The organism is Suilimivivens sp. (assembly GCF_037359455.1).
Taxonomy (GTDB): Bacteria; Bacillota; Clostridia; order Lachnospirales; family Lachnospiraceae; genus Suilimivivens; species Suilimivivens aceti.
In genome coordinates this window covers 68,520-94,102 of the sequence record NZ_JAXXXI010000053.1, presented here as the reverse complement: position 1 = coordinate 94,102, position 25,583 = coordinate 68,520, and the positions used below count along the sequence as shown (strand labels likewise).

The 25,583-nt window shown below is 43.2% G+C and carries 24 protein-coding genes and 1 tRNA gene; 3 read left to right on the top strand and 22 right to left on the bottom strand.

Going from position 1 to position 25,583, the window contains the following annotated elements:
* Positions 1-63: 63 nt before the first annotated feature.
* The 6 genes from WJQ40_RS11610 to WJQ40_RS11585 all read right to left on the bottom strand — a co-directional run bounded on the left by WJQ40_RS11610 (position 64) and on the right by WJQ40_RS11585 (position 6,831).
* Positions 64-136: transfer RNA gene (locus tag WJQ40_RS11610), tRNA-Pro, on the bottom strand.
* 117 nt (positions 137-253) lie between these two features.
* The gene (locus tag WJQ40_RS11605; protein WP_337540417.1) at positions 254-2,194 is read right to left on the bottom strand and encodes a beta-galactosidase; all 1,941 of its coding nucleotides are present in this window, start codon (positions 2,192-2,194) and stop codon (positions 254-256) included.
* Complete coding sequence (locus tag WJQ40_RS11600) at positions 2,195-3,142, bottom strand: ABC transporter permease (RefSeq protein ID WP_337540415.1); 948 nt, start codon at positions 3,140-3,142, stop codon at positions 2,195-2,197.
* Between the two features lie 14 nt (positions 3,143-3,156).
* A complete protein-coding gene (locus WJQ40_RS11595; RefSeq protein ID WP_337540414.1) occupies positions 3,157-4,365 on the bottom strand; it encodes a sugar ABC transporter substrate-binding protein in 1,209 nt (402 codons plus the stop codon).
* A 19-nt stretch (positions 4,366-4,384) separates the two neighbouring features.
* Entirely contained in the window at positions 4,385-5,314 is a 930-nt protein-coding gene (locus tag WJQ40_RS11590) for an ABC transporter permease (protein WP_337540413.1), read from the bottom strand.
* Positions 5,315-5,328: 14 nt separating this feature from the next.
* Positions 5,329-6,831, bottom strand: coding sequence for a sugar ABC transporter ATP-binding protein (locus tag WJQ40_RS11585; RefSeq protein ID WP_337540411.1), 1,503 nt, complete (start codon positions 6,829-6,831; stop codon positions 5,329-5,331).
* 171 nt (positions 6,832-7,002) lie between these two features.
* Between WJQ40_RS11585 and WJQ40_RS11580 the strand changes: the two genes are divergently transcribed.
* Together WJQ40_RS11580 and WJQ40_RS11575 are read left to right on the top strand one after the other, a co-directional pair.
* A complete protein-coding gene (locus WJQ40_RS11580; protein WP_337540409.1) occupies positions 7,003-8,523 on the top strand; it encodes a response regulator in 1,521 nt (506 codons plus the stop codon).
* A complete protein-coding gene (locus WJQ40_RS11575) occupies positions 8,523-10,289 on the top strand; it encodes a histidine kinase (protein ID WP_337540407.1) in 1,767 nt (588 codons plus the stop codon). Before WJQ40_RS11580 ends, WJQ40_RS11575 begins: the two co-directional genes overlap by 1 nt.
* Here WJQ40_RS11575 and WJQ40_RS11570 read toward each other — a convergent pair.
* Positions 10,280-12,382, bottom strand: a complete 2,103-nt coding sequence (locus tag WJQ40_RS11570) for a glycoside hydrolase family 36 protein (protein ID WP_337540406.1) — start codon at positions 12,380-12,382, stop codon at positions 10,280-10,282. The two genes, WJQ40_RS11575 and WJQ40_RS11570, sit on opposite strands and share 10 nt — an antisense overlap.
* Entirely contained in the window at positions 12,369-13,307 is a 939-nt protein-coding gene (locus WJQ40_RS11565) for a DMT family transporter (protein ID WP_337540405.1), read from the bottom strand. The genes WJQ40_RS11570 and WJQ40_RS11565 overlap by 14 nt, the downstream gene beginning before the upstream one ends.
* 221 nt (positions 13,308-13,528) lie before the next feature.
* On the opposite strand from WJQ40_RS11565, the gene WJQ40_RS11560 reads away from it, so the two are divergent.
* Positions 13,529-14,296, top strand: coding sequence for a DUF975 family protein (locus WJQ40_RS11560; protein ID WP_337540404.1), 768 nt, complete (start codon positions 13,529-13,531; stop codon positions 14,294-14,296).
* A gap of 29 nt (positions 14,297-14,325) precedes the next feature.
* Here WJQ40_RS11560 and WJQ40_RS11555 read toward each other — a convergent pair whose 3' ends face one another.
* The 14 genes from WJQ40_RS11555 to WJQ40_RS11490 form a co-directional block, all read right to left on the bottom strand.
* Positions 14,326-15,537: an AI-2E family transporter gene (locus WJQ40_RS11555; RefSeq protein WP_337540402.1), complete on the bottom strand. Its 1,212-nt coding sequence runs from the start codon at positions 15,535-15,537 to the stop codon at positions 14,326-14,328.
* On the bottom strand, positions 15,538-16,998 hold the full coding sequence (locus WJQ40_RS11550) for an aminoacyl-histidine dipeptidase (protein WP_337540400.1): 1,461 nt from the start codon (positions 16,996-16,998) through the stop codon (positions 15,538-15,540).
* Positions 16,999-17,068: 70 nt separating this feature from the next.
* Positions 17,069-17,425 (bottom strand): 50S ribosomal protein L20, encoded by a 357-nt coding sequence (rplT, locus tag WJQ40_RS11545; protein WP_118798247.1) that lies wholly within the window; start codon positions 17,423-17,425, stop codon positions 17,069-17,071.
* A 43-nt stretch (positions 17,426-17,468) separates the two neighbouring features.
* A complete protein-coding gene (gene rpmI / locus WJQ40_RS11540) occupies positions 17,469-17,666 on the bottom strand; it encodes a 50S ribosomal protein L35 (protein ID WP_118798246.1) in 198 nt (65 codons plus the stop codon).
* A 76-nt stretch (positions 17,667-17,742) separates the two neighbouring features.
* Positions 17,743-18,234, bottom strand: a complete 492-nt coding sequence (gene infC, locus WJQ40_RS11535; protein ID WP_118798245.1) for a translation initiation factor IF-3 — start codon at positions 18,232-18,234, stop codon at positions 17,743-17,745.
* A 238-nt stretch (positions 18,235-18,472) separates the two neighbouring features.
* Positions 18,473-19,120 carry a hypothetical protein gene (locus WJQ40_RS11530; RefSeq protein ID WP_262574730.1) on the bottom strand — a complete coding sequence of 216 codons (648 nt, stop codon included), beginning with the start codon at positions 19,118-19,120 and terminating at the stop codon, positions 18,473-18,475.
* 202 nt (positions 19,121-19,322) lie between these two features.
* Entirely contained in the window at positions 19,323-19,637 is a 315-nt protein-coding gene (locus WJQ40_RS11525; protein WP_262574729.1) for a DUF1540 domain-containing protein, read from the bottom strand.
* Between the two features lie 59 nt (positions 19,638-19,696).
* Complete coding sequence (locus tag WJQ40_RS11520) at positions 19,697-20,266, bottom strand: prepilin-type N-terminal cleavage/methylation domain-containing protein (protein WP_337540397.1); 570 nt, start codon at positions 20,264-20,266, stop codon at positions 19,697-19,699.
* The gene (locus tag WJQ40_RS11515; RefSeq protein ID WP_337405957.1) at positions 20,247-20,621 is read right to left on the bottom strand and encodes a hypothetical protein; all 375 of its coding nucleotides are present in this window, start codon (positions 20,619-20,621) and stop codon (positions 20,247-20,249) included. The genes WJQ40_RS11520 and WJQ40_RS11515 overlap by 20 nt, the downstream gene beginning before the upstream one ends.
* Entirely contained in the window at positions 20,605-21,186 is a 582-nt protein-coding gene (locus WJQ40_RS11510; RefSeq protein WP_147371216.1) for a hypothetical protein, read from the bottom strand. Before WJQ40_RS11510 ends, WJQ40_RS11515 begins: the two co-directional genes overlap by 17 nt.
* Positions 21,187-21,202: 16 nt before the next feature.
* Entirely contained in the window at positions 21,203-21,835 is a 633-nt protein-coding gene (locus tag WJQ40_RS11505; protein WP_337405956.1) for a prepilin-type N-terminal cleavage/methylation domain-containing protein, read from the bottom strand.
* A complete protein-coding gene (locus WJQ40_RS11500) occupies positions 21,825-23,507 on the bottom strand; it encodes an ATPase, T2SS/T4P/T4SS family (protein WP_337540395.1) in 1,683 nt (560 codons plus the stop codon). The genes WJQ40_RS11505 and WJQ40_RS11500 overlap by 11 nt, the downstream gene beginning before the upstream one ends.
* Before the next feature lie 20 nt (positions 23,508-23,527).
* Positions 23,528-24,127 carry a hypothetical protein gene (locus WJQ40_RS11495; protein ID WP_118798237.1) on the bottom strand — a complete coding sequence of 200 codons (600 nt, stop codon included), beginning with the start codon at positions 24,125-24,127 and terminating at the stop codon, positions 23,528-23,530.
* Between the two features lie 11 nt (positions 24,128-24,138).
* Positions 24,139-25,572 (bottom strand): hypothetical protein, encoded by a 1,434-nt coding sequence (locus tag WJQ40_RS11490; protein ID WP_337540393.1) that lies wholly within the window; start codon positions 25,570-25,572, stop codon positions 24,139-24,141.
* Between the last annotated feature and the right edge of the window lie 11 nt (positions 25,573-25,583).

Sequence of the window (25,583 nt, the reverse complement as noted above, 5' to 3'; positions counted from 1 at the left end):
CCAAAAAGCAAACAACAAAAAACCTCGCAGTACTTATTTCCTAAATACTGTGAGGTTACCAAGTCGGAGTGACAAGACTTGAACTTGCGGCCTCTACTTCCCTAAAGTAGCGCTCTACCACCTGAGCCACACCCCGAAACGCAAGATTTATTATATATGTGCGATCATTAAAAGTCAAGTCCTAATTTGAAATATTTTTAATTATAAGAATTTTTTAAACTATTTAATAAATTTTAACGTGATAAAGTGGCTGTCAGTTCCTGACAGCCACTGCAAATCCATATTCTTCCATTATTATGCTGCTCTTTTCATTTCTGATGTCCCTGTATCCCTTCAGCAAAACCTGCTGCTTTTCCCCGGAATGATTCATCAGGATCAGGCAATTACTTTTTTCTATACATTCCACACACTCTGGAATATCCCCATAACCTGACGCTGTTCCCGTTTCTCTGCATATCTCCTGTAACATTCTGTCATAGGCTTCCATACAACAGCTGATATAAAATACTCGTCCGTTTCCATATCTGTTTTCTGAAACCAGTGGACCTCCTTCTGGACTGATCCAGTTCTTTCTAAAGCTTTCTGCATTGTCCAGTTTCAGTTCTTCCCGCCATAACTGCATATTTCCTATTTCTTCATAGGGTATAATTTCCCTTTCCATTGCATGAAATGATGCGACTGTAACACCACTCATATTTCGAAAAACTCCCGGCAATATTTCTGTCGTGATCTGATTATTAATCCTTCTCTGTCCTGAAAATGGTGTCAAAATGATATTTCCACCATTTTTTACATATCTGCTTATTCTTTCAGCATCTTCTTTGCCTATCATACTGATAAACGGTAAAATAACCAACTCATATGCATCCAGATTTTCTGCAAGACTCCCCACTCTGACTGGTACATGTATCCTTCTCAAAGCCTCATAATACCGTACAACCTCTTCCTTATATACAAAGCCCCGTACATGTGGCTGCTCATCATGACAGAATTTATTATCATAATCATATACTAATAGAACCTTCTTTTTCTCGGGAAGTCTGAGATACTCCTCATTTTCCTGAATACTGCTGATAGCCTGCCCAATTTCCTGATATCTTTTTCCCGGCACCCCATCATGATCCAGGATTCCATACCAGTACTGTTCTGCACCAAACGGACATGTCCTCCATCTGAAATAAATCAGTGCTTCTATTCCTCTTGATGCTGCCTGCTGGCTCCAAAGTTTTAGCTGTCCACTCTTTGGGGTTTCTCCAAGTACATTCCATCCACACGGACCACTCTGCTGCTCCAGAATCCACAGTGGTTTATCCGCATATCCTCTCGACAGGTCATACAGAAAACCGATCCTCCCAGGTGAATTATAATCCCATTCCGAATAGGGATATGCATCATACCCTATCGCATCAAAAAGCTCCGCCAGTCTGTAATTATCACTCTGCTCCGATACCATATTGTGCGTAATTATTTTGTTGCTTTCTTCTCTTAAAATCTCTGTCTGCAACTTTGCGTATCCGTACATTGAGTCTGAAGAAAAACGTTTAAAATCCTGCATCAGTCCAGGATTGTGTCCATTTCCCGTATAGCCATCTACAACAGTATCTTTTGGAACAATGATCTGTTCCCATTCTGTATAAGTCTGACTCCAGAACACAGTTCCCCATGCTTCATTCACTCTTTCCAGTGTCCCATATTTTCTTTTCAGCCAGTCAGTAAACGCTTTCCTGCATCTGTCGCAGTAGCAAAGGACATCATCTTCACATCCAAGCTCATTATCAACCTGCCATGCAATAATATTGTCATTATGGCTGTAATGTCTGGCAACCATTTTTACAACCCGTTCCGTTTCTTTCTGGTAACCTTTATGATTATAGCAATAATGTCTTCTACTGCCATAGCCCCGCATATCTCCATGCCGGTTCATCATATAGATGTCTGGATATTTCTGGCACAACCATGCGGGCGGAGTTGCTGTCGGTGTTCCCATAATCGTCTGGATACCATACTCAGCAAACAAGGAAATAGCTCTGTCATAAAGAGAAAAGTCAATTTCTCCCTCCTTTCTCTCTATGACAGACCATCCAAATTCTCCGATGCGAATGGTGTTGATACCAATCCTCTTCATAAGTACTGCATCTTCCCGCCATCTCTCTTCCGGCCAGTGCTCCGGATAATAATCTGCACCAAATATCATTTACGCTACTGCCTTTCTGCTCTTTAATACTGCCTGTTCTCTGTTGATACTGATTGCCATAAAGATTAACATAAAGCATCCTGTTACAACCTGCTGAAGTGTTCCAGGCAATCCCATGGCAATCAGACCTGTATTGATCATTGTCATTGAGAATACCCCCAGGAAAATACCAAGCATAATATCACAATATCTTTCCAGATACTGTCCAATAAAAACTCCCATAAAAGGAGGGAACACCATGGACATCGTATTCATTCCCGTCTTCGGAGCAATTGCTCCACCATAGCTTACCTGCAAGAAACTGGCAATTCCGACAAAAATACCTCCTACTACAAAACACAGAAAACGAATTTTTAAGGAATTAATACCTATGCTTTTCGCTGTAGCCTCTCCATTTCCTACTGCCCGTACATTGTAACCAAATTTTGTATGATGATAGATCACATAAGCCAAAATATAAGTCAGTATACCAACAACAAATATCCCAGGTGACCTTCCAAGAAAGCTGATTCCCATATCAATTGTTACATTGTCGCCACCATGATACAAAGAACCAAGCGACTCATACACAAGCATCATTCCAATCGTTACAATAATAGAAGGAATCTTAAACACAAAGTACACAAGCCCTGTCAGAGCTCCCAGTAAAGTTGCAACCAATATGGTAACCACAATCAGCCCTGCCAGACCATAGTATTGAGAATAATACGCCCCTATCAGCCCCGCCAGTACAAGCTGCGCCCCTGCCGAGAAATCCCATGTATCAATTACCAGATTCAGACTAAGTCCGAATCCGATAATTGAGTTGATAACAGACTGCTGAAGCATGATCATAATTCCCGTTGGTGTGCCAAAACGTTCCGGTTGGCAGATAAAAAATACCAAGAATACGATTACCGGCATTGCTATGGGAATAATCATATTTTTCCATTTTATTTTCTGCTTCATAACTCATCCCATCCTTAATTATCTGTTGTATCTGCATTGTTTCCGCCATGTCTGCTGACAACATCGTCAATACTGTAGGCTGCTGCGATTTCTTTAAGTTTATCAATTGTCATATCAGGATTAAAATACTTTACCATGCTCCGTATCTCTTCTTCATTGTAAGGATAACTGTCACCTTCACAATATTTGTAATAATTTCTTGCATCATCAGGAGACTGCAGATTGATAAAGTTAAGGTCGATTTGTTCACAGTTATCGGAAAGAGGCGTTCCTGTCAGTTTATTTACCATAAGCATATAAGAGAATAACGGATCTACAAAGTGTCCTCCGGAAATAGCATCAATAGCTCCCTCTTCAATATACTTGTCAAGATCAGAAATAAAGTCAATACATGCTACCTTTACCTCACCTGTTTTATTATGAAGAGCAAGTGCCTGAATAACCCCTTCCAGAATCGTATTACTTCCACCTGTGACAAAAATACCATCCAGTTCCGGGAATGAGGCCAGAAAATTTTCAACTGCCTTTGTTGTTTCTTCTGCTGTCAGTGTATTGTTTCTTACCTCACTGATCCTGTTCATTCCAAATTCATCACAGGCTCTGTCAAAACCGGCATCACGGGCATCTGCTGTGGCATCTCCCTTTTCCATGGTGATCACTGCAATATTCTCACATCCCATATTATGGAAGCTCTCTCCCATCATATAGCCGGTTTCTTCTTCGCTTTCACAGGTATTTCCCAAATAATAAGGGCTTGCTTCCACAATTTCCTTGACCTCAGGATCTGATATGCTTCTCCATATCAGTGTAAAATATACTTCGTTTTCTTCACATAAGCTTGTGATCTTTGGAAGGATGTCATCACTGTAGTTACAGATTGCAATGGCATTACATCCTGCTGCGATCAGGTTTTCTGTTGCTGTGATCTGGCTTTCCGGGGAAGAAATATTCGTATTATAAACCATTTCACATCCAATAATATCAGATGCATAATTCAGCAGTCTTGCACTGGCTCCACCAAGGTCATCTGTAGTCGACCAGATAACAACACCTATTTTAAATTTTTCCGGTAATTTATCAGATGTCTGTGCTGTTTCGGAAGATGCCTCCTCTGTCTGCTGTTCCTTAGTTTCTCCTGTGTTCTTCTGACTTCCACAGCCCATCAATATTGTACTGAGTACAAGTGTCATACTGGTAAGTAACGCAATCATTTTCTTTTTCATACATGCTCTCCTTTTCTTTTCACTTTATTAATGATGTATTTTTCTTATCAAATGTCAGCCAAACGGCAATCAGGAAAATCACACCCTTGATTCCCTGCTGCACTTTTTCGTTCAGATTCCAACATACCATACCGTTGATCAGAATTGCCAATGTCAGGCTGCCTATTACGGCACATCTGATTTTTGATGTAGAACCTCCAGACAACGGCATACCGCCAAGCACAAGTGCGATTAAAATATCTGTTTCAAAAAAGTTTCCTGTATTGGTTGCCGCTGATCCAGCACGTACCATATTAAAGAAACCACACAGACCGCACATTGCTGCAGAAAGTCCATATCCAAACAGTCTCATTTTCCCTATGGGTACACCCGACTGATGTGCCGCAGTGATTCCTGAACCGATCGCCTTGCTCCATTTTCCAAGTTTCGTATAATTAAAGCAGAAAGTGGCTGCCATGATCACAACGATACACAGGATCAGTTTTAAAGAAAAACTGTCATATTTATAAAGGGAAAAAGGAACGCTGACGGATCCTCCTCCTGCAATAAAAATAGTAAGTCCTCTCAATACCATCAATGTACTTAAGGTTACCACAAAGGAAGGGATCTTAAATTTCACAAATAGGATACCATTTATAATACCCAGAGCTGCTCCAAGCAGCATTGCTGCCGGGAGAGCCAGTCCGCCTGCAGCCTGTGAAATCCATGCTGCACAGACTGCAGTAATACCTACCATGGACCCCATTGAGAAATCCACATCTCCCTGCGCCACAATAAAACTGCAGGCAACACTTCCTATAATCAGAACAAATGCTTGATTGAAGATCAGCTTCATATTTTTTAAAGTAAGCAATGTTCCATTTGTAACAATTTCAAAGAACACAATAACTACGATCAGGCTCAGGAACGGAACGATCTCTCTGATTTTAAATTTTTCTTTTATCTTCATCTTATCAGCTCCCTTTAGATCATGTATTTGATAGCTTCCGACTCAGTTAACTCCATGCTTCTCTCAAACTCTTTTGCTACCATGCCATCTTTCAGAATCAGTATTCTGTCGCTCATTCCTATCAGTTCCGGTAATTCCTCTGAGATCATCAGAATAGATTTTCCTTCCTTACGGTAATCATCCATTAGTTTATAGATTGCAGCTTTTACACCTACATCAATTCCTCTGGTCGGACAGTCCAGTATCAGAATATCCGAATCATTACCAAGCCATTTCGCCAGTGCAACTTTCTGTTTGTTACCTCCTGACAATTGACCACATAGCTGTTTTAAAGAACTCATCTTGATCTTTAAGACATTACTTTCCTGCTCCGCCAGATTCTTTTCTGCTTTTGGTGCAATATAAATACCCTGCTTAATCTTGTCATATGAAGGAAGACAAATATTATCCATAATATTGGACTGGTTCAAAATAGATTCTTTATCACGGTTCTTGGACACATATCCGATCTTATGTCTGATAGCCTTCTGTGGTGACTGGATTTTTTCACTAGACGAAGAAAGATAAACACTTCCCTTTTCACATTTTTCCAGTCCGAATACTGTCCTTCCCAGATCATGCATACCGCTGTCTGTCAACCCGCCTATTCCAAGAATTTCTCCCTTTTTCAGCGCAAATGATACATTTTTCAATCCACCTTCTGTGCAGACATTTTCCACGGTAATGACATCTTCACCACCACGGTAATCATCATAATCATCACGGTAATAATTATCCTGAACTTCTCTTCCGATCATAAGCTGCCGCATAACATCCGGCTGAATTTCTTCTCCATGCAGGGTCTTTATGTAAACACCATCACGCAGTACGGTAACTGTATTACAGTGTTCTGTCAATTCGTCCAGATCATGGGATATGAAAATAACCACTTTATTTTCATCTTTAAGTCTGTCCATAATCTGATAGATCAGTTCCCTGCCTTTCTGGGATAATGCCGTTGTTGTCTCATCAATGATGAGTACCTTGACATCGTTGAACATTGCCCTGGCAATTTCCACAATTTTTCTGTTTTCAAAAGATTCTTCATCAATTTTGTTCTCTGCCTTAATATAAGAGGCTCCTATTTTATCAAGTGCCTCCTGGGCAGCCCTGTTCATTGCCTTCCGATTGACAATCCCCAGTCTGGAAAACAACTCCTCCTTACCGGCAAATACATTGGCTGCAACAGTAATACCTCCGATTGTTCCCATTTCCTGAACAATCATGCAGATCCCATGTCTTTCTCCATCCATAATGCTCGTGGGTTTATAAACTTTTCCATCCAGGATCATCTCTCCCTGATTACAGGAATAAATACCACTTATAATAGAAGACAGAGTCGATTTTCCGGAACCATTTTCACCAATCAGTCCATGTATTTCACCTGGCAAAAAAGAAATACTGACATCCTTCAGGGCTTTTACAACACCAAAGCTTTTATAGATGCCGTTCACCTGCAAAATTGCTTCCTTTTCCACACTCTCACTGCTCCTTTCCTTCAAGATAACTAAAGTATATCAATATCTTTCCTGCCACCAAATACAAAATCCTACCATTTTGTTTACTATCCTTTCATTTTTCCTTCATCTCTCTTTACCCATTTTTAAATTATGGTACAATGAAACCAGCAAACGCAGGAGGAAAATGATATGTCCAATCTATTAAAGGTGTTACTTGTAGATGATGAATATCTTGCCATAGAGGATCTTCTGTCCATAATCAACTGGGAAGAAACAGGCTTTAAAATCATAGGAACTGCACGTTCTGGAAAACAGGCTCTGAAGCTTCTTTCCGAAAAACCGATTGATCTGGTTATCACAGATATCAGTATGCCGGGAATGGATGGTATAACCTTAATTGAAGAAGCCAGAAAAGATTTTCCAGATCTGGTTTTTCTGCTTCTGACTGCATATGCCGAAATCGACTATATGAAAAGAGCCTTCCAACAGGGTGTGGAGGATTATCTGATCAAAGATGAGATCACTTCACAGCTTTTAACAGAAAAGCTGAAGAAAGTCCGTGTCAAAATGCTCTCTCACCATGCAGAAGCCTATTCCCACCTTCAAAAGCTTTTCCGGGAATATTTTAACTCCGGTACAGCAGTTCTGCCATCAGCACTTTCTTCTTACAGGAACAGACAATTTTTCTACTGTGTCATCACACCGGATATTCTGTATCCCCTGACAGATGATATTTCGGCTGATCATCCAGTCACTGCACTGTCCATCATTCAGTCTGCACTGCCTTATATAGAAGATTTCAGTTTTAAGACCATTCATCAGCTCTGTTCCTATATTGCATTTAATAACAAGGTTATTATTATACTGGATCTTTCTTCCCCTTCTTCTATTCTTCAGATCATGGATATGCTAAGACAATACGGTCAGGTTATCCTTGACCTTCTGGCGCAGAAGCTTCCCTATAGCTATTCCTTCTTCTACAGCCAGTTTTCTCTGACTCTGGAGGAAATCCATACGGACTATTTTCGAAAACAGACACCTCTTCGTGGCCGGTATTTTTTAAAAGGGAAGCAAATTCTCCCTCTAGACAGTCCTTCTCTTTCTGTTTCTGGTATCAGAACAGATTTCAAGGAAGACACCCTGATACGTCTTTATCAGGAAACCCCGGAACGTCTCCCATACTTTCTGGAAGAGCAGCTAAAAACTATTACATACAGCAGAAATTATACTGGGTTATTTGAATTTCTCCAGGTCTGTCTTTCCTTTCTGGAGCACAGGCTGCCCAATCCTGCTCCTAAACCAGATTATGAAAACTGCAAAGATCTCCCTTCTCTATCAGCTTTTCTTATCAATCAATATAAGCTTCTCATAGAAAAGGACTCTCTGTCCCATGACAGCCGGCAGGCCATCTCTTATATCACGAAGCACTGTGATAATCCCGAGCTGTCTTTACAGGAAATTGCTGATCATATCGGTCTTTCTGTTACACACTTTTCACGTATTTTCAAGACGGAAACCGGAGAAACTGTGGGCGATTATATTACCACTTACCGTATGCAGAAAGCCTGCCAGCTTCTTAAGGAAACAAACCAGAAGATTTATGAAATCAGCGAAGCAACCGGCTATTCTTCACCCCAGTATTTCAGCCAGGTATTTGTAAAACAATTCGGCCTCAAGCCTTTAGACTACAGAAAGCGAAATCGAATCTGATGAATCTGAAATTTACACAAAATTCCATTATTGGATCAAAACTCCAGAAAAACACTGTCCGCCTGATCCTGGCAGCTATTTTTATTACTGCCATTCCTCTGATTGTGCTGTTTTCGAACAGCAAGATCAAAAACAGTCTCAATCAGTTAAATGTAATAGGCAGCCAGGCAACCCAGCAGCTTGACCTGGAAGCCACCAATATCATTGCCTATGCAAAGCTGATTCCTACCGATAAACAACTGTCTGCTCTTATCGCTGAATCCAATCCTGCTGATAAAGTAAAAATAGAAAACAAACTCATGGAACTGAGCGGAATTGGTGCCAATATTCAGAATATCATTATCAATACCTCAGAAGAAGTATATCATTCTGTTTTCCTTACAGATGAAGAAGCACAAAGTATCCTTTCCTCTGACTGGTATACTTCCCTGTATGCTAGTGATTTTATCCGTTTCTTCTACTATGATCAGAACGGTCCGTTATATTTCTGCATCAGGCTGGACGATATTTCTGCCCTTTCTGGTGAAATGATCCTGCTTATCAGACCCGAAAATTTTGCCTCCATCATGACAGGGGCAGACAAGACCTTCTCTCATTATCTCTGGTTAAACAACCAGAATACTCCTGTTATCAACTGTAATTTTTCAGATAATGAATATGCTTTTCTCTCCAAGCAGTTACAGGGTGATCAGAAAACTCTTTTTTTTGGTGATTATATGTTTCATAATACCCATGGTATTTTTCTGTCCCATAGAAGTGATATCACAAGATGGAAACTTGTGGCCTTTATACCTTATTCTGAATTCCTCAGAGAATTTATCCCCATGAGTGTTATCCTTCTTTTGTCTCTCTTTCTTCTGATGATTTTATCCTCCTGGCTTTTACGCCCTGTCATTTATAATATCATCTCTCCGATTGAAACGCTTTCCCGTCATATGAGAGAGTTTCCTTATGGGGATACCATGCCGATTGAAATTCATACCAATGATGAAATAGAGGATCTCAGTCATGCTTTTAACGACATGGCTGATACGTTGAACGAAAATATCCGGCTTCTCCTAGAAGAACAGAAAAAAGAACAGATCCTGAAGTATGGACTGCATATCTCCCAGATCAACCCACATTTTATCTACAACACTATGAATACCATCAATTACCTTGCCCGCAAAGGCAGATGCAATGATATTGTAGTCGTTAACAATGCCCTGATCTGTATTCTGAAAGACAGTCTGCGCATCAGTGAACATTCTGCCTTTGACAGCATAGCCTGTGAAGTAAATGTAACCCGGCAGTACCTTGCCATCCAGCAATATTCCTATCCGGAAACCATTTCCATTATATGGGATGTGGATCCCGCTCTGGAATCCTGTCAGATCCCCAAGCACATTCTGCAGCCTATTGTGGAAAATTCTATTGTTCACGGATTTTTAAATGACTGTTTTGAAAGTCTGTGCGGTGAGGATCCCTATATTCATCTCAGCATCTGTTCTTCTGCCGATCATGCCGGTAAAATCTGTATCACCATTGAAGACAACGGAATCGGCATCAATATGGAAGCCTATGAAAAAATTGTAAAAGAATCTGAACACTTTGATATGGAAAATGAATATAACCGAGGAAAACATATCGGACTTGCGAATATCCGCTGGAGGCTTTCCTATCTTCTAAAAGAAGAGCAGGAGCTTCTCATCAGCCCCTGCTCTCCTCATGGCACACGTGTTGTCATCTTTCTTCCTAAAATCCGTGATTCTTCTGATCATTCATAAATGATTTCTAGAATCACTGCACTGTTCTCTCTCTCCAGTTCTACAACAATGTCATTTTCTATACCATCCTTCTGGGCGATTCGCTTTTCTGCTGCCGGATAAAGTACATTTACTGCTTCCACTCCTTTTTGGACAGGAAAATGAATCCGTTTCTTTTCATCCTCGCGTCTGCACACCATGATCAGATCTCTGTTTTCCAGATGCAGGCCAAACACCAGCCAGCCAGCATCAAAAGAGTGAAATCCAAGAGGCCAGAATGGAATTCCCTCCGGAATTTCTTTTCTTATTTCCTTGTAGCACTGAATTCCTTCCTTTATCAGTGCAAAGCCCTCTTCTGTAAGCTGATCCAAATTTCCTCCAAGATGGATTCTCTGCAGCATAGCCGAAGCCATATTCATGATACAGCTTTCTCTGTCTGCGTCCTTTAAAGGATAGGTCCAGATCCCTGCCTGTTCCGGCAGAACTGCCGATGCACTGTTTGCAGCAATCACTGCCATGATCCGATAATCTTCCTGATCACTGACAGACTGGATGTCCATCCGTGAAAGCATCCCATAATCCATACGCAAGCCGCCGCTTCCACAGTTTTCAAACATTACCTCAGAATATTTTGCATGTTCTTCTTCAAGCCATGCAAGATATGCCCTATTATGCTGCAGCATCCCATCTGCCGGAGAGTCTGCCTGGAATTCTGTTCCACAGGAAAGTTCCAGATTGTAATCAATTTTTATATATCCAAGATGATATCTGCTGATCACCCGTTTCAAGATCGCTGAAGCTCTTTCTCTTACTTCCTTTACCCTGAAATCCAGATGCACACGTCCCGAATCTATGACCGGTTTTCCATGTCTCTGGAAAAACCACTCCTTCGGCATATTCTGCAGTCCCGCACAGTCAAGTCCTACCGATTCCAGTTCCAGCCAGATACCTGGTTTCATTCCTTTCCTTCTGATATAGTCCATAACCTCTGAAAGGCCTTCCGGATATCGCTGCCTGCACTCTTCAAATTCTCCAAATGTGTACTGCCATTCTCCTGTATCATACCATCCACAGTCAACCACAAAAATATCACAACCGGCCTCTGCTGCCCGGTCAATAAGTGGCAACAGTTTTTCTGTCGTAGAATCTCCCATAAGGCAGTTCATATAATCGTTAAAAATAATAGGAAGCTCCATGATTTTCCGCTTCTGTCTCCGGTAAACCGTCATCTCCTTCATTACGCTCTCCGGTCGCCCCATGCCGTATGCCACTGCCGTTTCTACCGTTTCAAACCTTTCTCCCTTCTTAAGCCTTCTATACCATCCTGCACTTTCCATATCCGGTCCGAAAAGCTGCAGATAAATCTGCTGCCGATAATCTGTTTTCAGGAAAGATTCTCTGTATTCCGGAGTAAAACATCCGACTTCATATGCCCAGGATGTACTGCTCTCAATCTGCCAAAGTACAGAAGTATCCGTCTGTTTATTATAAAGAGCCCCCATTGGGAGATATTCCCCTGTAGAAAAGCCGCTGTGATTTGCGATCCTGAACCTGTCATAACACAGATTTCCATATGCCCATATCCCCACATCTTTCAGCTTTTTATGCACCCACCGGCACTCCTCAGACCATGTATTGTGGGCATAATAAATTTCCACATCTTCTGAAGGATCAGATTTATCCTTTTCATAACCAGCTGCTGCTCCAAAGCAGAAAGATGTGATTCCTTCAATGGTAATTTCCTCATCTCCTAAATTTTCCAATATACTTTTACAGCTAAATGCGTCTGCATTTTCTGCAAATTCATAACAGGTTGTTACCTTCAGCGTTCTGTCCTCTGAATATTGTACAATTTCAAACCGGCTGTCAGACGTCCATGTACAGGAATCCATATAAAACAGATACGCTGGCATGTCATAAAAGGTTTTTCCTCCCCGGAAGGAATAATTTTTTCTGTCCGGACAGATCAGATCCACAATACGACAGGTTCCCTGCTCAGCCTTTTTGATCCCACTGTTCTTTTCTTTAAAAATCCCAAGCAGCTGGGCTTCCTCCCCTCTTTCCAGGTAAAAATATACATACATCTCATTTCTATGGATTTCACAGATTCCCATTTTTCCTTCTCCCTTCTGATACAGCAGAGATCAGAGCTCCGCCAACAATAATCATTCCACAGACTACCTCTTTCAGGTTCTTTACCGTATGCAGAATCAGCATTTCAAAAAGAAGTGCCCATGCAGCATATGTTATATTTAGTGCCATGGCTGTCGATGCGCCAAGCTGATGGATCGTCCGGTAATAACAGAGATAAGACACTGTTCCTGCCAGTGCTGCTGCCATAATGATCAACATTCCCTTTGATCCCATGATCTGCAATACAGCTCCGTGTCCCCTGATTCCCGAAAGAATAATACAGAAATAAAACAGTGCTGAAGTCATCTGTCTTATAGTTAATGCCTGTTCATTATTGATCACACCACTCTTCATACCATACCCACATATGATTACCTCGCTCGCCCAGCCACAGACACAAATCAGTGCAAACAGAATCCCGGGAAGAAATTTTTCCTGTTCTATTCCTGTAATTGTCCCTCCCATAAGCACCATTCCTGTTATGGAAAGCAACAGTCCGATTATCTGTCCGGCTGTCAGCTTTTCTTTCAGGATAATCCATGCCATAAAGGAACCAAGTGCCGGGAAAAGAGCCGATATCATTGCTGTGTTTCCTGCTCCCAGATACCGGATAGAAAGCACATACCCTGTCATTCCAAGAGGACCTCCAAATAATGCACCCAAAATTACAAATTTTCCCTCCCTGGTAAACAATGCCTTTTTTATTTTCTTCAATTGTTTTTTCCCGGCCATAAAAAACAATAAATAAGCAGCAGAACAGATATCATGTAAAAAAGTAACCAGCAGCGGCAAAAATGGCAGCAGCCGTTCTGCGATTCCTGGATCTTCTCCCTCCAGAAACAAATTCAAAATTACTGTATCCAGTGCCCAAAAAATTCCTGCGCAGATCCCAATAAGAATCTTCATATCAACAACACCCTTTCTAGTCTACACTCTAAAAGATACTGCCCCTTCTTACAATTAAATTTCCAACTTTTTTGTATACTTTCTAACCTTTCTTCCCTCAATTTCTCTTCATTCTTCCCAAATCCTCTTTTCCAGCATCATTATTCTATGCTATAATACTTTCTGTTATGGTCTCGCATTACAGTGACCAGACAGATTATAAACTATGGGAGGAATTCATTATGTGGTCAAGAGCAGACCTCAAATCACGTGCCAAAGAAATTTTAAAAGTAAACTACTGGAAAACAGTTCTGATTTCCCTGATCTTTATGTTTGTCAGCGGAAGCGGATCTTCTTCCGGTGCCACTTCATCCACCAGTAACAGCTCCGCAGATTTCTCTGATCTGCAGGATACTCTTTCATCACCGGGGAATCTGCAGGCGCTTTTGGTCGGACTTTCTATTGCCCTCGTTGTTGTATTTATTATGTGGATCATCACTTCACTACTGAAGGTTTTTGTTTTTAATCCCCTTCTGGTGGGCTGTCAGCGTTATTTTATCCGCTGTGGCAAACAGCCGACTTCGCTCAGTGATGTGGCCTTTGTATTCAGTTCTTCCTATTTAAATGTAGTGAAGATCATGTTTTTCAGGGATCTTTTTACTGCCCTGTGGAGTCTGCTCCTTATCATCCCCGGTATTATCAAAGACTATGAATACCGTATGATCCCCTATCTGCTCGCAGAGGATCCTTCAATCAGTAAGGATGATGCTTTTGCTGCCACCAAACAGATGATGGATGGAGACAAATGGAACGCCTTCGTACTCGATCTTTCTTTCATTGGCTGGGCTTTTCTGGGTGCCCTTACCTGCTGTATTCTGAACATCTTCTATGTAGCACCTTACCAGAACCTGACCAATGCACAGCTTTTTTATGCACTGAAAAATAAGATTTCCTGGCAGGATTCTTCACAGAACCCATACCAGGATCAGAACCAGAATCCCTATCTGTAAAATAAAGAGGCTGTCGCACTATTGAATTACTAGTGCGGCAGCCCCTTTTTCTTTCCTTCCTTTATTTTCACTCCTTCCTCAGTACCTTCCGGCTTCATTTGATTTCTTTTATTGACATCCTCCCGGAGCAGTGCATACCCTGTAGACAACAGCGGGATAAAAATAAGCATTCCCACAATTCCCATAAGGCTTCCACCGATGGTGACCGCTACCAAAACCCAGATAGATGGCAGGCCTACCGAATTACCAACCACATGGGGATAAATCAGATTTCCTTCGATCTGCTGCAGGATCAGAAATAATACCACAAATGCCACTGCTTTCATCGGATTGTCAACAAGAATCAGAAATGCACCGACAGCGCAGCCAAGGAAGGCTCCCACAATGGGGATCAGCGCCGTAAAGGCAATCAGAACACCGATCATCAGGGCAAAGGGAAAACGGAATACCGTCATAGTCACAGCAAACATTGTTCCCAGGATTACTGCCTCCAGGCACTGTCCGGTAATAAAGTTACTGAAATTCTGATTCAGAAGAACAGCAATCTTTCTGACACTGCGGTATACCTTAGGCTTAGTATAAGCTCTGAGGATCCTTTCTGCCTGATCTCCCAGTTTTTCCTTCTGTCCTAAAATATATAGGGAGAAGATCAACGCAATAAAGAAATTTACTGCACCGCTGACAATACTTCCAGCAACAGAAAATGTGGTTGAAGCCAGACTTCCCATTCCATTTTTCAGAAAGTTTCCTATTGCCTGCAGCATGGAATCCCAGTTGATGTCCGGGATTTCCAATGACTTAAGCTGCTTCTCAAGCTCTGCATTATCCGTAAAGAACCGCTCTGCTGATGTCATCAGATTATCCCAGAATACCGGTATTTCCTGTGCCAGTACCTTTCCTGTAGAAATGAGCTGCGGGATCACCGTTCCTGTCACCACGGCGATCACAAGGATCACAGAAAGCAGTGCAAGTGTCAGACAGACCGGCCTCTTTTTTTTCTCGTATTTGTTCTGCTTCCTCTGATCCGCATACTGTTTCCTGAACAGCTTCTTTTCATAAAACCTCATGGGCAGGTTCAGGATAAATGCCATCGCACCACCCATAATAAATGGTGACAGCATCTGCAAAAACAGCTTCAGCGCAGACACGAGCATATCAAACTTGAGCAGCACAAGCACCACGATCCCTGCAAAAAGGATCAGTCCCTTGATTCTTTTCATATTTCCCTTTCCAAGCTCCATTTACATTTCCTCCAGTAACTGCAGCAGATATTTCCATACTCTCTTTACAGAAGAAACGCTCAGTTCCTCTTCTGTGGTATGGATATTCTTCATATCCGGTCCCATGGAAATACAGTCAAGTCCTTTGATCTTTCCGGCAAAAAAACCAAGCTCAAGGCCTGCATGGATTGCCATAACCTCCGGTCTTCTGCCATACATGTTTTCATAAACCTCTGACATCTTACTACAAAGTGGAGAATCCTCTTTATAGGCAAAGCCCGGATAATTTCCGGTGATCTCCATTTCCACTCCTGCTAACTGTGCCAGCGCAGAAAGTCTGTCAAACAGTCCCTGTTTTGCACTGTCAACGGAGCTTCTGACTGAAATTCCCACATGAAGCTGTCCCTGCTTCAGTGAGATCACTCCGGGGTTCAGTGATGTCTCTACAAGTCCCTTCATGGAGCTGCTCATAGCCTGCACACCATAAGGCAGCATACAGATCAGATTGACCAGACGCCTGCTGTCTTCTTCTGATAATGCCATTCTTTCTTCTGTATCCAGAATCTCCGTCTGAAGCCTCACACCCGGATCTTTTTTTCTATATTCCGTGGCCAGACCTTCTTCAAGCTTCCCCACTACTTTCTCCAGAATATCTTTTTCCTCTCCATTTCCTTTATAACCTGTGACCAGAAATACAGCCTCTGCCTGTCTAGGAATGGCATTATCAGCCAGTCCTCCATCAATATTGCAAAGCGCAATAGAAAGTTCTGCTTCTTCCAGCTCCTTCATGGCTCTTCCAAGGATACAGATCGCATTTCCTCTTTCCTTGTCGATCTCGGCACCAGAATGGCCACCGAGGAGTCCGTCTACAGTAACCCTGTACACTGTCCCCCTCTGCATTACCGGTGTCAGTAAAGCGTTATAATTCACTCTGGCTCCGCCTGCACAGCCTGCCAGAAAAACACCTTCCTCCTCCGAGTCCAGATTGATCAGTTTTCTTGACTGACAGCCAGACAGATCAATTCCTCTTGCACCGTCCATGCCAGTCTCTTCCTCTGCCGTGATCACAAGCTCAATTTTCGGATGCTTATAATTTCCTGCCATCAGTGCCAGCCCATAGGCTACTGCGATCCCGTCATCCCCACCAAGGCTGGTTCCCTCCGCGTAAACACGGTCACCATCTACCTGTATCCGGAGACCTTCTGTCTTCATATCAATATCGCAGTCCGGCTTTTTCACAGCTACCATATCCATATGCCCCTGAAGCATCACAGGTGCATGATCTTCATAGCCTTCTGATGCCTCCTTTACCATGATCACATTCCCATATTCATCCCTGCGGTGTGCCAGATGATGTTCCTCTGCAAAGGAAACCAGATAATCGCTGATCTGCTGCAAATTACCTGATCCGTGCGGGATCCTGCAGATTTCCTCAAAATAGTAAAATACATCCAGGGGTTCCAGTTTTTCAAAAGCTCTCATAATCATCTCTCACTTTCACTTTTAAAAAAAGACCTTACCATTTCTGATAAGGCCTTTGTTGTTTTCTGCTTTATGCGATGTTCTTCTTTGCAAGCTCTGCAAGAGTCTTGAATCCCTCTGCATCATTTACTGCCATCTCAGCAAGCATCTTTCTGTTGATATCTACTCCAGCAGTCTTCAGTCCATACATGAATTTGCTATAGGACAATCCGTTCAGTCTTGCTGCAGCATTGATACGTGCGATCCATAACTGTCTGAACTGACGCTTTCTCTCCTTACGTCCTGCATAAGAAGATGTAAGTGCTCTCATTACGGACTGCTTGGCTACTCTATACTGTTTGCTTCTGGCTCCTCTGTAGCCCTTTGCAAGCTTTAATACTCTGTTATGTTTTTTCTTGGCATTCATACCGCCTTTAATTCTTGCCATTTCTTATTTCCTCCTTACGGCTGTTATCAGTACCCACCCTTACTTATAAGTAGGGCAGAATCTTCTTCATATTCTTTACATTGGTTGCATCTGTAACTGCAGCTTTTCTTAAGTTTCTCTTTCTTTTAGTCGTCTTCTTGGTTAAGATATGGCTCTTGTAAGCTTTACTTCTTTTTAATTTACCCGTTCCTGTAGCTTTAAAACGCTTTGCAGCAGCACGGCTGGTTTTCATTTTTGGCATAACTGATTCCTCCTGTATTTCAGTGTGATTTCTTACTGACTGCCGTCTTCCGGCATTCATCTATTTTAACTGACGATTACCGCTTCTCAGTTAAAAACATGGTCATACTTCTTCCTTCTACCTTAGGCGCCTTCTCTACTACACTGACATCTGCAAGTGCCTGTGCAAAATCATCCAGAATGTGCTTGCTGGATGCCATATGTGCCATCTCACGTCCTCTGAAACGTAATGTCACCTTAACTCTGTCGCCCTTCTGCAAAAATTTCTTGGCTGCATTCACCTTGGTATTCAGGTCGTTGGTATCAATGTTGGGGGATAAACGAATCTCCTTTACATCGATCACCTTCTGTTTCTTCTTGGCTTCCTTTTCCTTGCGGGCCTGTTCATATCTGAACTTGCCATAATCCACAATCTTACAAACTGGCGGCTTCGCTGTAGGTGCTATCTTCACAAGGTCAACCCCTGCTTCTTCTGCAAGCTGAAGTGCTTCCCTTGATGACATGATGCCAAGCTGCTCACCGTTCTCCCCGATCACACGTACTTCCTTATCTCTGATCTGTTCGTTAATGAATAATTCGCTAATGGTTTTTCCCTCCTACAAGAAAAAAGTGGATAGCATAACTATCCACTGAACAATCACCTGACCAATTCTGCAGTTCTCTGCAGCCTTCATCCATGGTCCGGAACTTTGTGTACACCTGTCAGCCCATTTGCCACAGGGTGAGAGTGGATACTCTGCTTGTTTATGTGTTCCTCACACGCTTATATAATATAACATCCTGTATTTCAGATGTCAACACCTAATTTTATTTATTACTTGCTGTCTGTACCTCATCATCTTTGACCAGCCGGATCTCCCCGTCTGATACGTCAAAATCCGCCATCAATTCATCATCATCTGCCTGGCTGTAGGTAATCGTGTAGGTATCCTCCGCCATTACCAGGTAGGTAAGCTGCTGGATCGTATTATCCCCCAGCTGATATGTACTTCTGATCTTGTAAGCAGGCACTTCATCAAGACTCGTTTCCTCAAAGGATTCAATCTGGATGCTTCCTTCCTGTCCTGACTCTTCAAGTGCATCCTCCATGATCTTCAGATATTCCTTCTCTGTCAGGGAATCTGATACATAACCGTCTCCCGTCCCGTCAAAGGAGCTGTAATAAATATTGGAGGAATCAAGCGGTGCCATTTCATGTACATACATACCAGGAACCTCTTCTGATTCATGATACCCCTCCGGGATCATCACTGCACAGTAGCTGACATCTTCTCTTCCGTTTGCTGCCGGCACTTCCTTTAATTCAAGCTCTTTCATTTCTATGTATCCAGAACCTTCCTCCCCATCAAGAGAAGACGTCACCGTCACAACTTCCTTCTTACATCCACAGATACCAAACAGCATCAGCGCTGCCAGCACACAGATCCCCCTGCGCCCCCATTTTCTGATCTTCATATCATTCTCCATAAATCGCCGTTAATGCCAACAACTCTATTTAATCACAAATAGTACTTTCGTTCAAGACATATCTTCATAATTTTGTAACAAAAATGCAACAAAGCAGAAAAGGTAATCTCATGCCCGTACGATCTGACCCTGTCTGTTCCCTGGCTGAAACTACCCTTTCTCTTTTACCTTTCACACATTTTCCTTATTTCTATTTCTCTTTAAAGGTAGCGCATGAGGTTTCCCTGCAGCCCTTGGCACCGCAGCCCCTGATATCCACATGCTCCGCACTGCACCTGTAATTTTCATTGTACATACATTTCACAGCCTCACAGTCTATGCTGATCATTCTGCTCGGATGCTCCAGTGCACTTGTAAAGCTGTCCTTCTTTCCGTCTGTAAAGCTTTCACAGCAGGTAGAATCCGCATTTTCCGCACGCTCACCACCCACACAGATATCACCTTTACAGCAGCAGCTATCCTTATTATAGCCACAGTTCGTTACTCCACATTTTAAATCTGCCATACTACTAAACCTCCTGATTCGTTTTGCTCATAGTTGCATTTATTAGTATGGCTGTTCTTTCATAAACTATTCAGATCCATATCAGTACTGGTTATTTTTTTAAAATCATCTGATGAAAAGCAATAGCACCTAGTAGTTCTGTCACTGGTATAAATAAATCCGTTTTTCAGATTTTTCAGTGACAATGTTACCTTCAGCACATTTTTTCCTTCCAGCTGCTCTACGGAAAATCCTGTGATCCTGTAACTCATATAGGCCTTTTCATCCAGTGTGAAATAGTCTTTTCCTTCCATAACAAGAAGTCCGTCCTCAACGAAAAAGCAGGCAGGATTTCCTTCCCTGTCATAAAAGGAAACTCCTTCCCCAAGATCCTCGCCATCCCGGTAAACCCGTCCGATCCGGATCGCCTCCTCTTCTTCTGCCCTGGCTCCTGCCAGTTCTCCCGTCACCTTATCAAGGAGCGTTTCACTGACAGTAGAAGCATACATGGTTCCGGACAGCTGCGCATGTACCATGATACTGGATGAGATCACCGCGGCTGCCGCTGCCAGGAATATCCCCATCAGGGCAAAGGTAACAACAAGCTCCGCCAGAGTAATGCCTGCATTATCATTCTTCAGCTTCTTCACCTGCTTCCGCCCCTTCCTCTGCCGTCTTTTCCTCCGTGCCATAATAATAGATTACGCCGGAAAGCCCGTCCTTCTGTGCCCGGTAAAGTGCGGCATCAATATAAAAGCTGCCCTCCTTTCCAGAAAAGACAAGCTTCCCGTCTCCAGAGGCTGCACTGTCCTGCATCTGTGAGAGATAAAAGGACTCCACCAGCTTCCGGTTATTTATCTGCATATCCCTGGCATCCATCATCATATTCTGCGATACCTTCTGTACTTTAAAAAAAGCAGTTACAAAAATCATCAGTAGCGCAAAGGATATGATCACTGTGATCATGGAGGTACCTCTGTTATCCTCCCTAGCTTCTGCTTTCATGTTCCCACCTCCAGCTTTCATAGCCGTTCCCGCCTGATGAGCTAAGACGATAGACGTCCGTGATCACGCAGGTCTTTTCCTTGACTGTAACTCTTGTCAATATGGTCAGCTTCTCCGGAGCAGTATTCTCCCCGCTCGTTGTCCAGTATAAGGTAAGGGCTGTATCTGCAATTTCTCCGGCAATGCCAGTATTTTCCATGTTAAAAACACGGAATGCATTTTCCCTGCTGTGGATCTGATCCCCATTTTCTTCATAATAAGGCCAGCTTCCGCTCCGGATCTCATCCCTGACATAATGCCACAGGGAAGTCTGTCTCACATTTTCTGCCCGGTCCATGTCCTCTGACAGCTGATCCTCATAATGGTTTTTCTCTGACGTAAGCTGCTTTTCGATCTCCTCTGAAAGACTCACAGCCAGGATCCGGCACTGCTCCTGTGCTGCCGTTCCTGCACTGTTTTTCATCAGTACAGATGCTGTCAGAAAAAGAGACAGTGACAGTGCCATAATGATCGCCATGACACAGATGACCACTATCGTCGTCACACCTTCATTTTTTCTGTACACAGAGGAGCACCCCCTTTCATTCCAGGCCATAATATCCGATCAGATATTCACTGCGGTAATCCTCTCTTCTGTCACAGATATTGACCCTTCCATTTTTATTTTGGGCTGTATAGGTAAATGAATTCTTTCTGTCACTGTACAGAACACTGTAGACGATCCCTGTCTTTGGATCATATTCCAGCGCGATTGCAGCGGAAAGAACTGCTCTGTCAGTCATATAGCTTTCAAATATACCATACAGCATCTCATACTGTCTGCTTTCCAGATCTGTCTTTCCTTTATACTCTCCCTGCAGATACTTTTCATAGGTTTCCCGCGTTCCTGTCAGGCAGTAGATCCCATTCCGCTTTGCGGACAGTCCCCTTTCACTTTCATCTGCTGTAATTCCCTCCGGTGTCATGATCCCACCAAGGGAAACCGGACTGTCTGAAACCTCCATAAGCTCCGGTAAGGTTCCTCTTACACTGTAGGAGGTAAGCTGCGCCTGTGCTACAGCAAAGAGCGTCTGTGCATAGCTGTTCTGTCTTTTAAAATCTGCATAGTCCTGATAGGACAAAACCCCTGCAATTCCGAGGGACGCCAGTATCAGCAGGATGGCAAGGCTGACGATCAGCTCTGCCAGCGTAAAGCCATCATTTTTATTCTTCATAGTAAGCTACCTTTGCTACTTCTTCTACTGTTGTGATGCCTTCCCGTAAATATTGCATGGCACACTGCTTCAGTGTCCTCATATGCTGTCTATTAACTGCGTACTCCTTGATCTCCTCCGATGACGCATTCTCCATGATCATCCTTCTCACCTGCCTGTCGATCTGAAGGATCTCATGTACAGCAACCCTGCCACGGTAGCCGGTATAATTGCAGGCCGGACATCCACATGCCTTTTTTACATAGGGTACCCTCTCTCCAAGTATCCGTTCCTCTTTTTCTGTCAACTCAGCAGGAACAGCACAATCCCTGCACACCTTTCTCATCAGTCTCTGGGCCACCACCCCGACCATGGAGTTCGCGACCAGATAAGGCTCCATGCCCATATCCTTAAGCCTCACTACAGAGGAAGCTGCATCATTGGTATGCAATGTTGAAAATACAAGATGTCCTGTCAGCGCTGCACGTACGGAAATAGATGCTGTCTCACTGTCTCTTGTTTCCCCCACCATGATAATATCCGGATCCTGACGCAGAAGAGCACGAAGTCCCTTTTCAAAGGTAAGCCCGGCCATAGCATTTACCTGCATCTGATTCACTTTGTAGATATTCTTTTCTACAGGATCCTCGATCGTGGAAATATTCACATTCTTTTTGGAAAGCTCTTCCAGAACCATATATAAGGTAGTAGTCTTACCCGATCCTGTAGGTCCTGTCAAATATATGATGCCATTTGGAGAATGCAGCATTCTGGAAAACCGTTCATAGTCCTCCTGAAGCATTCCCATGGTATCACTGTGGTCAATCCTGGTATTCCCTGACAACAAACGAAGAACAGCCTTTTCACCAAATACTGTCGGAATAATGGAAACACGGATATTCAGACACCCATCCGGCTGTCTGCTTCTGAAATGGCCATCCTGCGGTCTTCTTCTTTCTGCAATATCCAGCTCAGACAATATCTTGATCCTGGCGATCAGTGAATTATGGACACTGTTCTTCAGTGTCACATATTCTATGATCGTGCCATCAATCCTCATTCTGACTAAGGTTTTATCCTCAAAGGGTTCTATATGGATATCACTGGCTCCTGTACTGTATGCCCTCTGGATCAGGCTGTTCAGAAGATTGATCACAGGCGTATCATCATCTCCGTCCTCGATCTCCATCTCTTCTATATCCGGCTGTATATTCTCATTTGCCTTAAGTGCTGCATTCTTCGCTGAGATCTCCGTATAATAATACCGGATCGCCCGTACAAGAGAAGCCTTTTCACACAGATAGATCATTAATTCCTGCCCTGTGATCTGTCTGACATCTTCAAGACCATAAAAATTTAATGGATCATTGACAACAACCTTCAGCCTTCCCCCTTCACTTCCTACAGCAAGGATCCCGTATTTTTCTGCAGCCTGTCTCGGGATCCTGCCAACTGCCACAATGTCAACAGAAAGATTGTCAATGTCTACTACCTGACAATCCATCTTGGCAGCCATAGCCTGCAGCATCTGGTTTTCTGTTATGTATCCCTGTTCGATCAGCACCTCTCCAAGCCTTTTTCCGTCACTGCTTTTCTGTACCAGCAGCGCCTTTTCCAGATCCTTTTCTGTCAGATACCCCTGTTCGATCAGTACATCTCCGATTTTTAAATTTTTGCCGGTTATTGTTTCCATGTTGTGACCTCCAGCTATTATTACTTACACATATAAATTTCCAATGTCAGAGTCAGACTCCCTGTATTTTCCACCCATTCAACAGCCGCAATACTGATCGCCGGGTAGTTTTCTGATATATCGGTAAGCAGAGCTAACATATCTGCCCTGCTCCCCTCTGCACCTCCAAGCACCCTGACAGCATAAATACCTGTCTGGCCTTCGATCTTTTCCTCCCCAGCTATTTCTGTTGCTGCCTTTTCTGAGTACTGGTACCATTTCAGATCACTTTTCGTATCCGGCATGGTCACCGTCAGATTCTTTATCTGCATCCTGTGATTTAAAAGAAGTGTCGTTACCATCTTCTCCGCATCCTGGCTCTGCAGGTTCTGATAATATCTCTTCAGGGTTTCCTCTAGCTGTTCCCCGGTTTCTTCTTCTACCGTTCCTGCATCCTCAGCCAGGGCTGCTCCAAGATCCATTACCACTTCCTGATCCTTCGCCGCAGTGATCTGTCTTTTCAGATCACTGTTTTTATCTGCCAGCGGACGCAGCACCAGAAAAGCAAGCAGAAGAAGGAGCAGAACTGCCACCAGGAAGGAAAGAAGCCTTTTATCACTTTCTGTTATTGTCATATTCATGGTTCTCCCCCTTATCTTCCTGCACCCTCTGTCAGACAGCAGACAACATGGATCGTATAGCTTTCTGTGCTATCTGCATAGGTATAGCCGCTGTACTCTACTGATTCAAAAATATCTTTTTCCTGTAATGCCGCAATGAAGCCGCTGATCTGTCTTGGATCTGCTGCCGAAGCATTCATTCCTATCACACCACTGTCCCGGTTAAAATTCTTCAGTTCCACTGTAATTCCATTTCCCATACTGCCTGTAATCTCTCTCCATATGGAAGCGTCAAAGGTTGGATAGCTCATCAGCTTCTCCCATGCTTCCTGTGCATCCCTGATTCTCACCTTCATCGTCTCCACCTTTGTCATAGACAGTTCATAGCTGGCTTTCTTTTCGGCAAGCTCTTCATTTCCCATCGTTTCCTGTATCTGGTACAGCTTCTCCAGATTTCTGTAATAGCTGCCGCCAAGGCCGGCTGCCGCTGCAAGGACAAGTACCAGCACACACAGGGACGGGAGACAAAGCATGAATCTCTCATACTGCTTCTTTTTCTTCTTTTGTTCTCTTTTGATCTGTTCCAAAAAGGAAGTACCTTTTTCTTCCTGAAGAAGGATTCCTGCCGGATAGATAAAATCCGGTTTCTTCTTCATAGACCGCCCAGGGCAGACCACCTTATCTGCATGGTAGCAGTCAAGCTCAGGATTTTCTCTTTTCAGCACTGCCGCTCCCTGTCCGCAGATATAGAATTTCTCAAGAGGCTCCTGCAGCTTCTGGGCAGATGCAAACTGTGACAGCTTCCCCTGGATCGCTATAAGCTCTTCTGCCAGCTCTTCCTCTGTTTCTGTCCTGAAAAGCCTGTTTTTCTGGGAATAAAAATAAACACCTCTGTCAAAAAGATAGCTTCCCACCTCCTGTCCATCCAGTACCTGGACAAGGCAGGTCTGTTTCTGTATCTCCGGAGAATGGGAAAGCTGACATACAAGGCTTCCCGTTTCCGAATCAATAGAGCCAAGTCCTATTCCCGCCTTTCTGAACAATTCCAGATAGGAAAGCAGAAACTCCTTACTGACAGCAGCTGCCATGATCTTCTGCATCCCCTTCCTTCCCTTTTCCTCCAGCACATAATAGGAATACAGGATATCTTCTTTTTTATTCTCAGCAAATTCCCTTTCGATCAGCTTCCGCAGCTCTCTGTCAGAAAGCCTTGGAAACTCCATAACCTTATGGTTAAACTGACTGCTCCCGATCACCAGTGCCACTTCCCTCGACGGGATCTTATTTCTGGAAAAGAAGTTTTTGATAAACGGAAGAAACGCTTCTTCATCTGTAATAATTCCATTGATTATGCTGCCGCCCGGTGCTTCTTCCTGCCACACCCTGCGGGCCATGATCTTTCTTCCCTTTTTCTTTACTTCCACTGCCTGGACAAGCTGATTTGACAAATACAGAATGACTTCCATACCTTCACCCC

Excerpts from the sequence above, each read along its gene's own strand:
- WJQ40_RS11605 (WP_337540417.1), bottom strand. The coding sequence starts at position 2,194 with ATGATATTTGGTGCAGATTATTATCCGGAGCACTGGCCGGAAGAGAGA.
- WJQ40_RS11600 (WP_337540415.1), bottom strand. The coding sequence starts at position 3,142 with ATGAAGCAGAAAATAAAATGGAAAAATATGATTATTCCCATAGCAATG.
- WJQ40_RS11595 (WP_337540414.1), bottom strand. The coding sequence starts at position 4,365 with ATGAAAAAGAAAATGATTGCGTTACTTACCAGTATGACACTTGTACTC.
- WJQ40_RS11590 (WP_337540413.1), bottom strand. The coding sequence starts at position 5,314 with ATGAAGATAAAAGAAAAATTTAAAATCAGAGAGATCGTTCCGTTCCTG.
- WJQ40_RS11580 (WP_337540409.1), top strand. The coding sequence starts at position 7,003 with ATGTCCAATCTATTAAAGGTGTTACTTGTAGATGATGAATATCTTGCC.
- WJQ40_RS11575 (WP_337540407.1), top strand. The coding sequence starts at position 8,523 with ATGAATCTGAAATTTACACAAAATTCCATTATTGGATCAAAACTCCAG.
- WJQ40_RS11570 (WP_337540406.1), bottom strand. The coding sequence starts at position 12,382 with ATGGGAATCTGTGAAATCCATAGAAATGAGATGTATGTATATTTTTAC.
- WJQ40_RS11565 (WP_337540405.1), bottom strand. The coding sequence starts at position 13,307 with ATGAAGATTCTTATTGGGATCTGCGCAGGAATTTTTTGGGCACTGGAT.
- WJQ40_RS11560 (WP_337540404.1), top strand. The coding sequence starts at position 13,529 with ATGTGGTCAAGAGCAGACCTCAAATCACGTGCCAAAGAAATTTTAAAA.
- WJQ40_RS11555 (WP_337540402.1), bottom strand. The coding sequence starts at position 15,537 with ATGGAGCTTGGAAAGGGAAATATGAAAAGAATCAAGGGACTGATCCTT.
- WJQ40_RS11550 (WP_337540400.1), bottom strand. The coding sequence starts at position 16,998 with ATGAGAGCTTTTGAAAAACTGGAACCCCTGGATGTATTTTACTATTTT.
- rplT (WP_118798247.1), bottom strand. The coding sequence starts at position 17,425 with ATGGCAAGAATTAAAGGCGGTATGAATGCCAAGAAAAAACATAACAGA.
- rpmI (WP_118798246.1), bottom strand. The coding sequence starts at position 17,666 with ATGCCAAAAATGAAAACCAGCCGTGCTGCTGCAAAGCGTTTTAAAGCT.
- WJQ40_RS11530 (WP_262574730.1), bottom strand. The coding sequence starts at position 19,120 with ATGAAGATCAGAAAATGGGGGCGCAGGGGGATCTGTGTGCTGGCAGCG.
- WJQ40_RS11525 (WP_262574729.1), bottom strand. The coding sequence starts at position 19,637 with ATGGCAGATTTAAAATGTGGAGTAACGAACTGTGGCTATAATAAGGAT.
- WJQ40_RS11515 (WP_337405957.1), bottom strand. The coding sequence starts at position 20,621 with ATGAAAGCAGAAGCTAGGGAGGATAACAGAGGTACCTCCATGATCACA.
- WJQ40_RS11505 (WP_337405956.1), bottom strand. The coding sequence starts at position 21,835 with ATGAAGAATAAAAATGATGGCTTTACGCTGGCAGAGCTGATCGTCAGC.
- WJQ40_RS11500 (WP_337540395.1), bottom strand. The coding sequence starts at position 23,507 with ATGGAAACAATAACCGGCAAAAATTTAAAAATCGGAGATGTACTGATC.
- WJQ40_RS11495 (WP_118798237.1), bottom strand. The coding sequence starts at position 24,127 with ATGAATATGACAATAACAGAAAGTGATAAAAGGCTTCTTTCCTTCCTG.
- WJQ40_RS11490 (WP_337540393.1), bottom strand. The coding sequence starts at position 25,572 with ATGGAAGTCATTCTGTATTTGTCAAATCAGCTTGTCCAGGCAGTGGAA.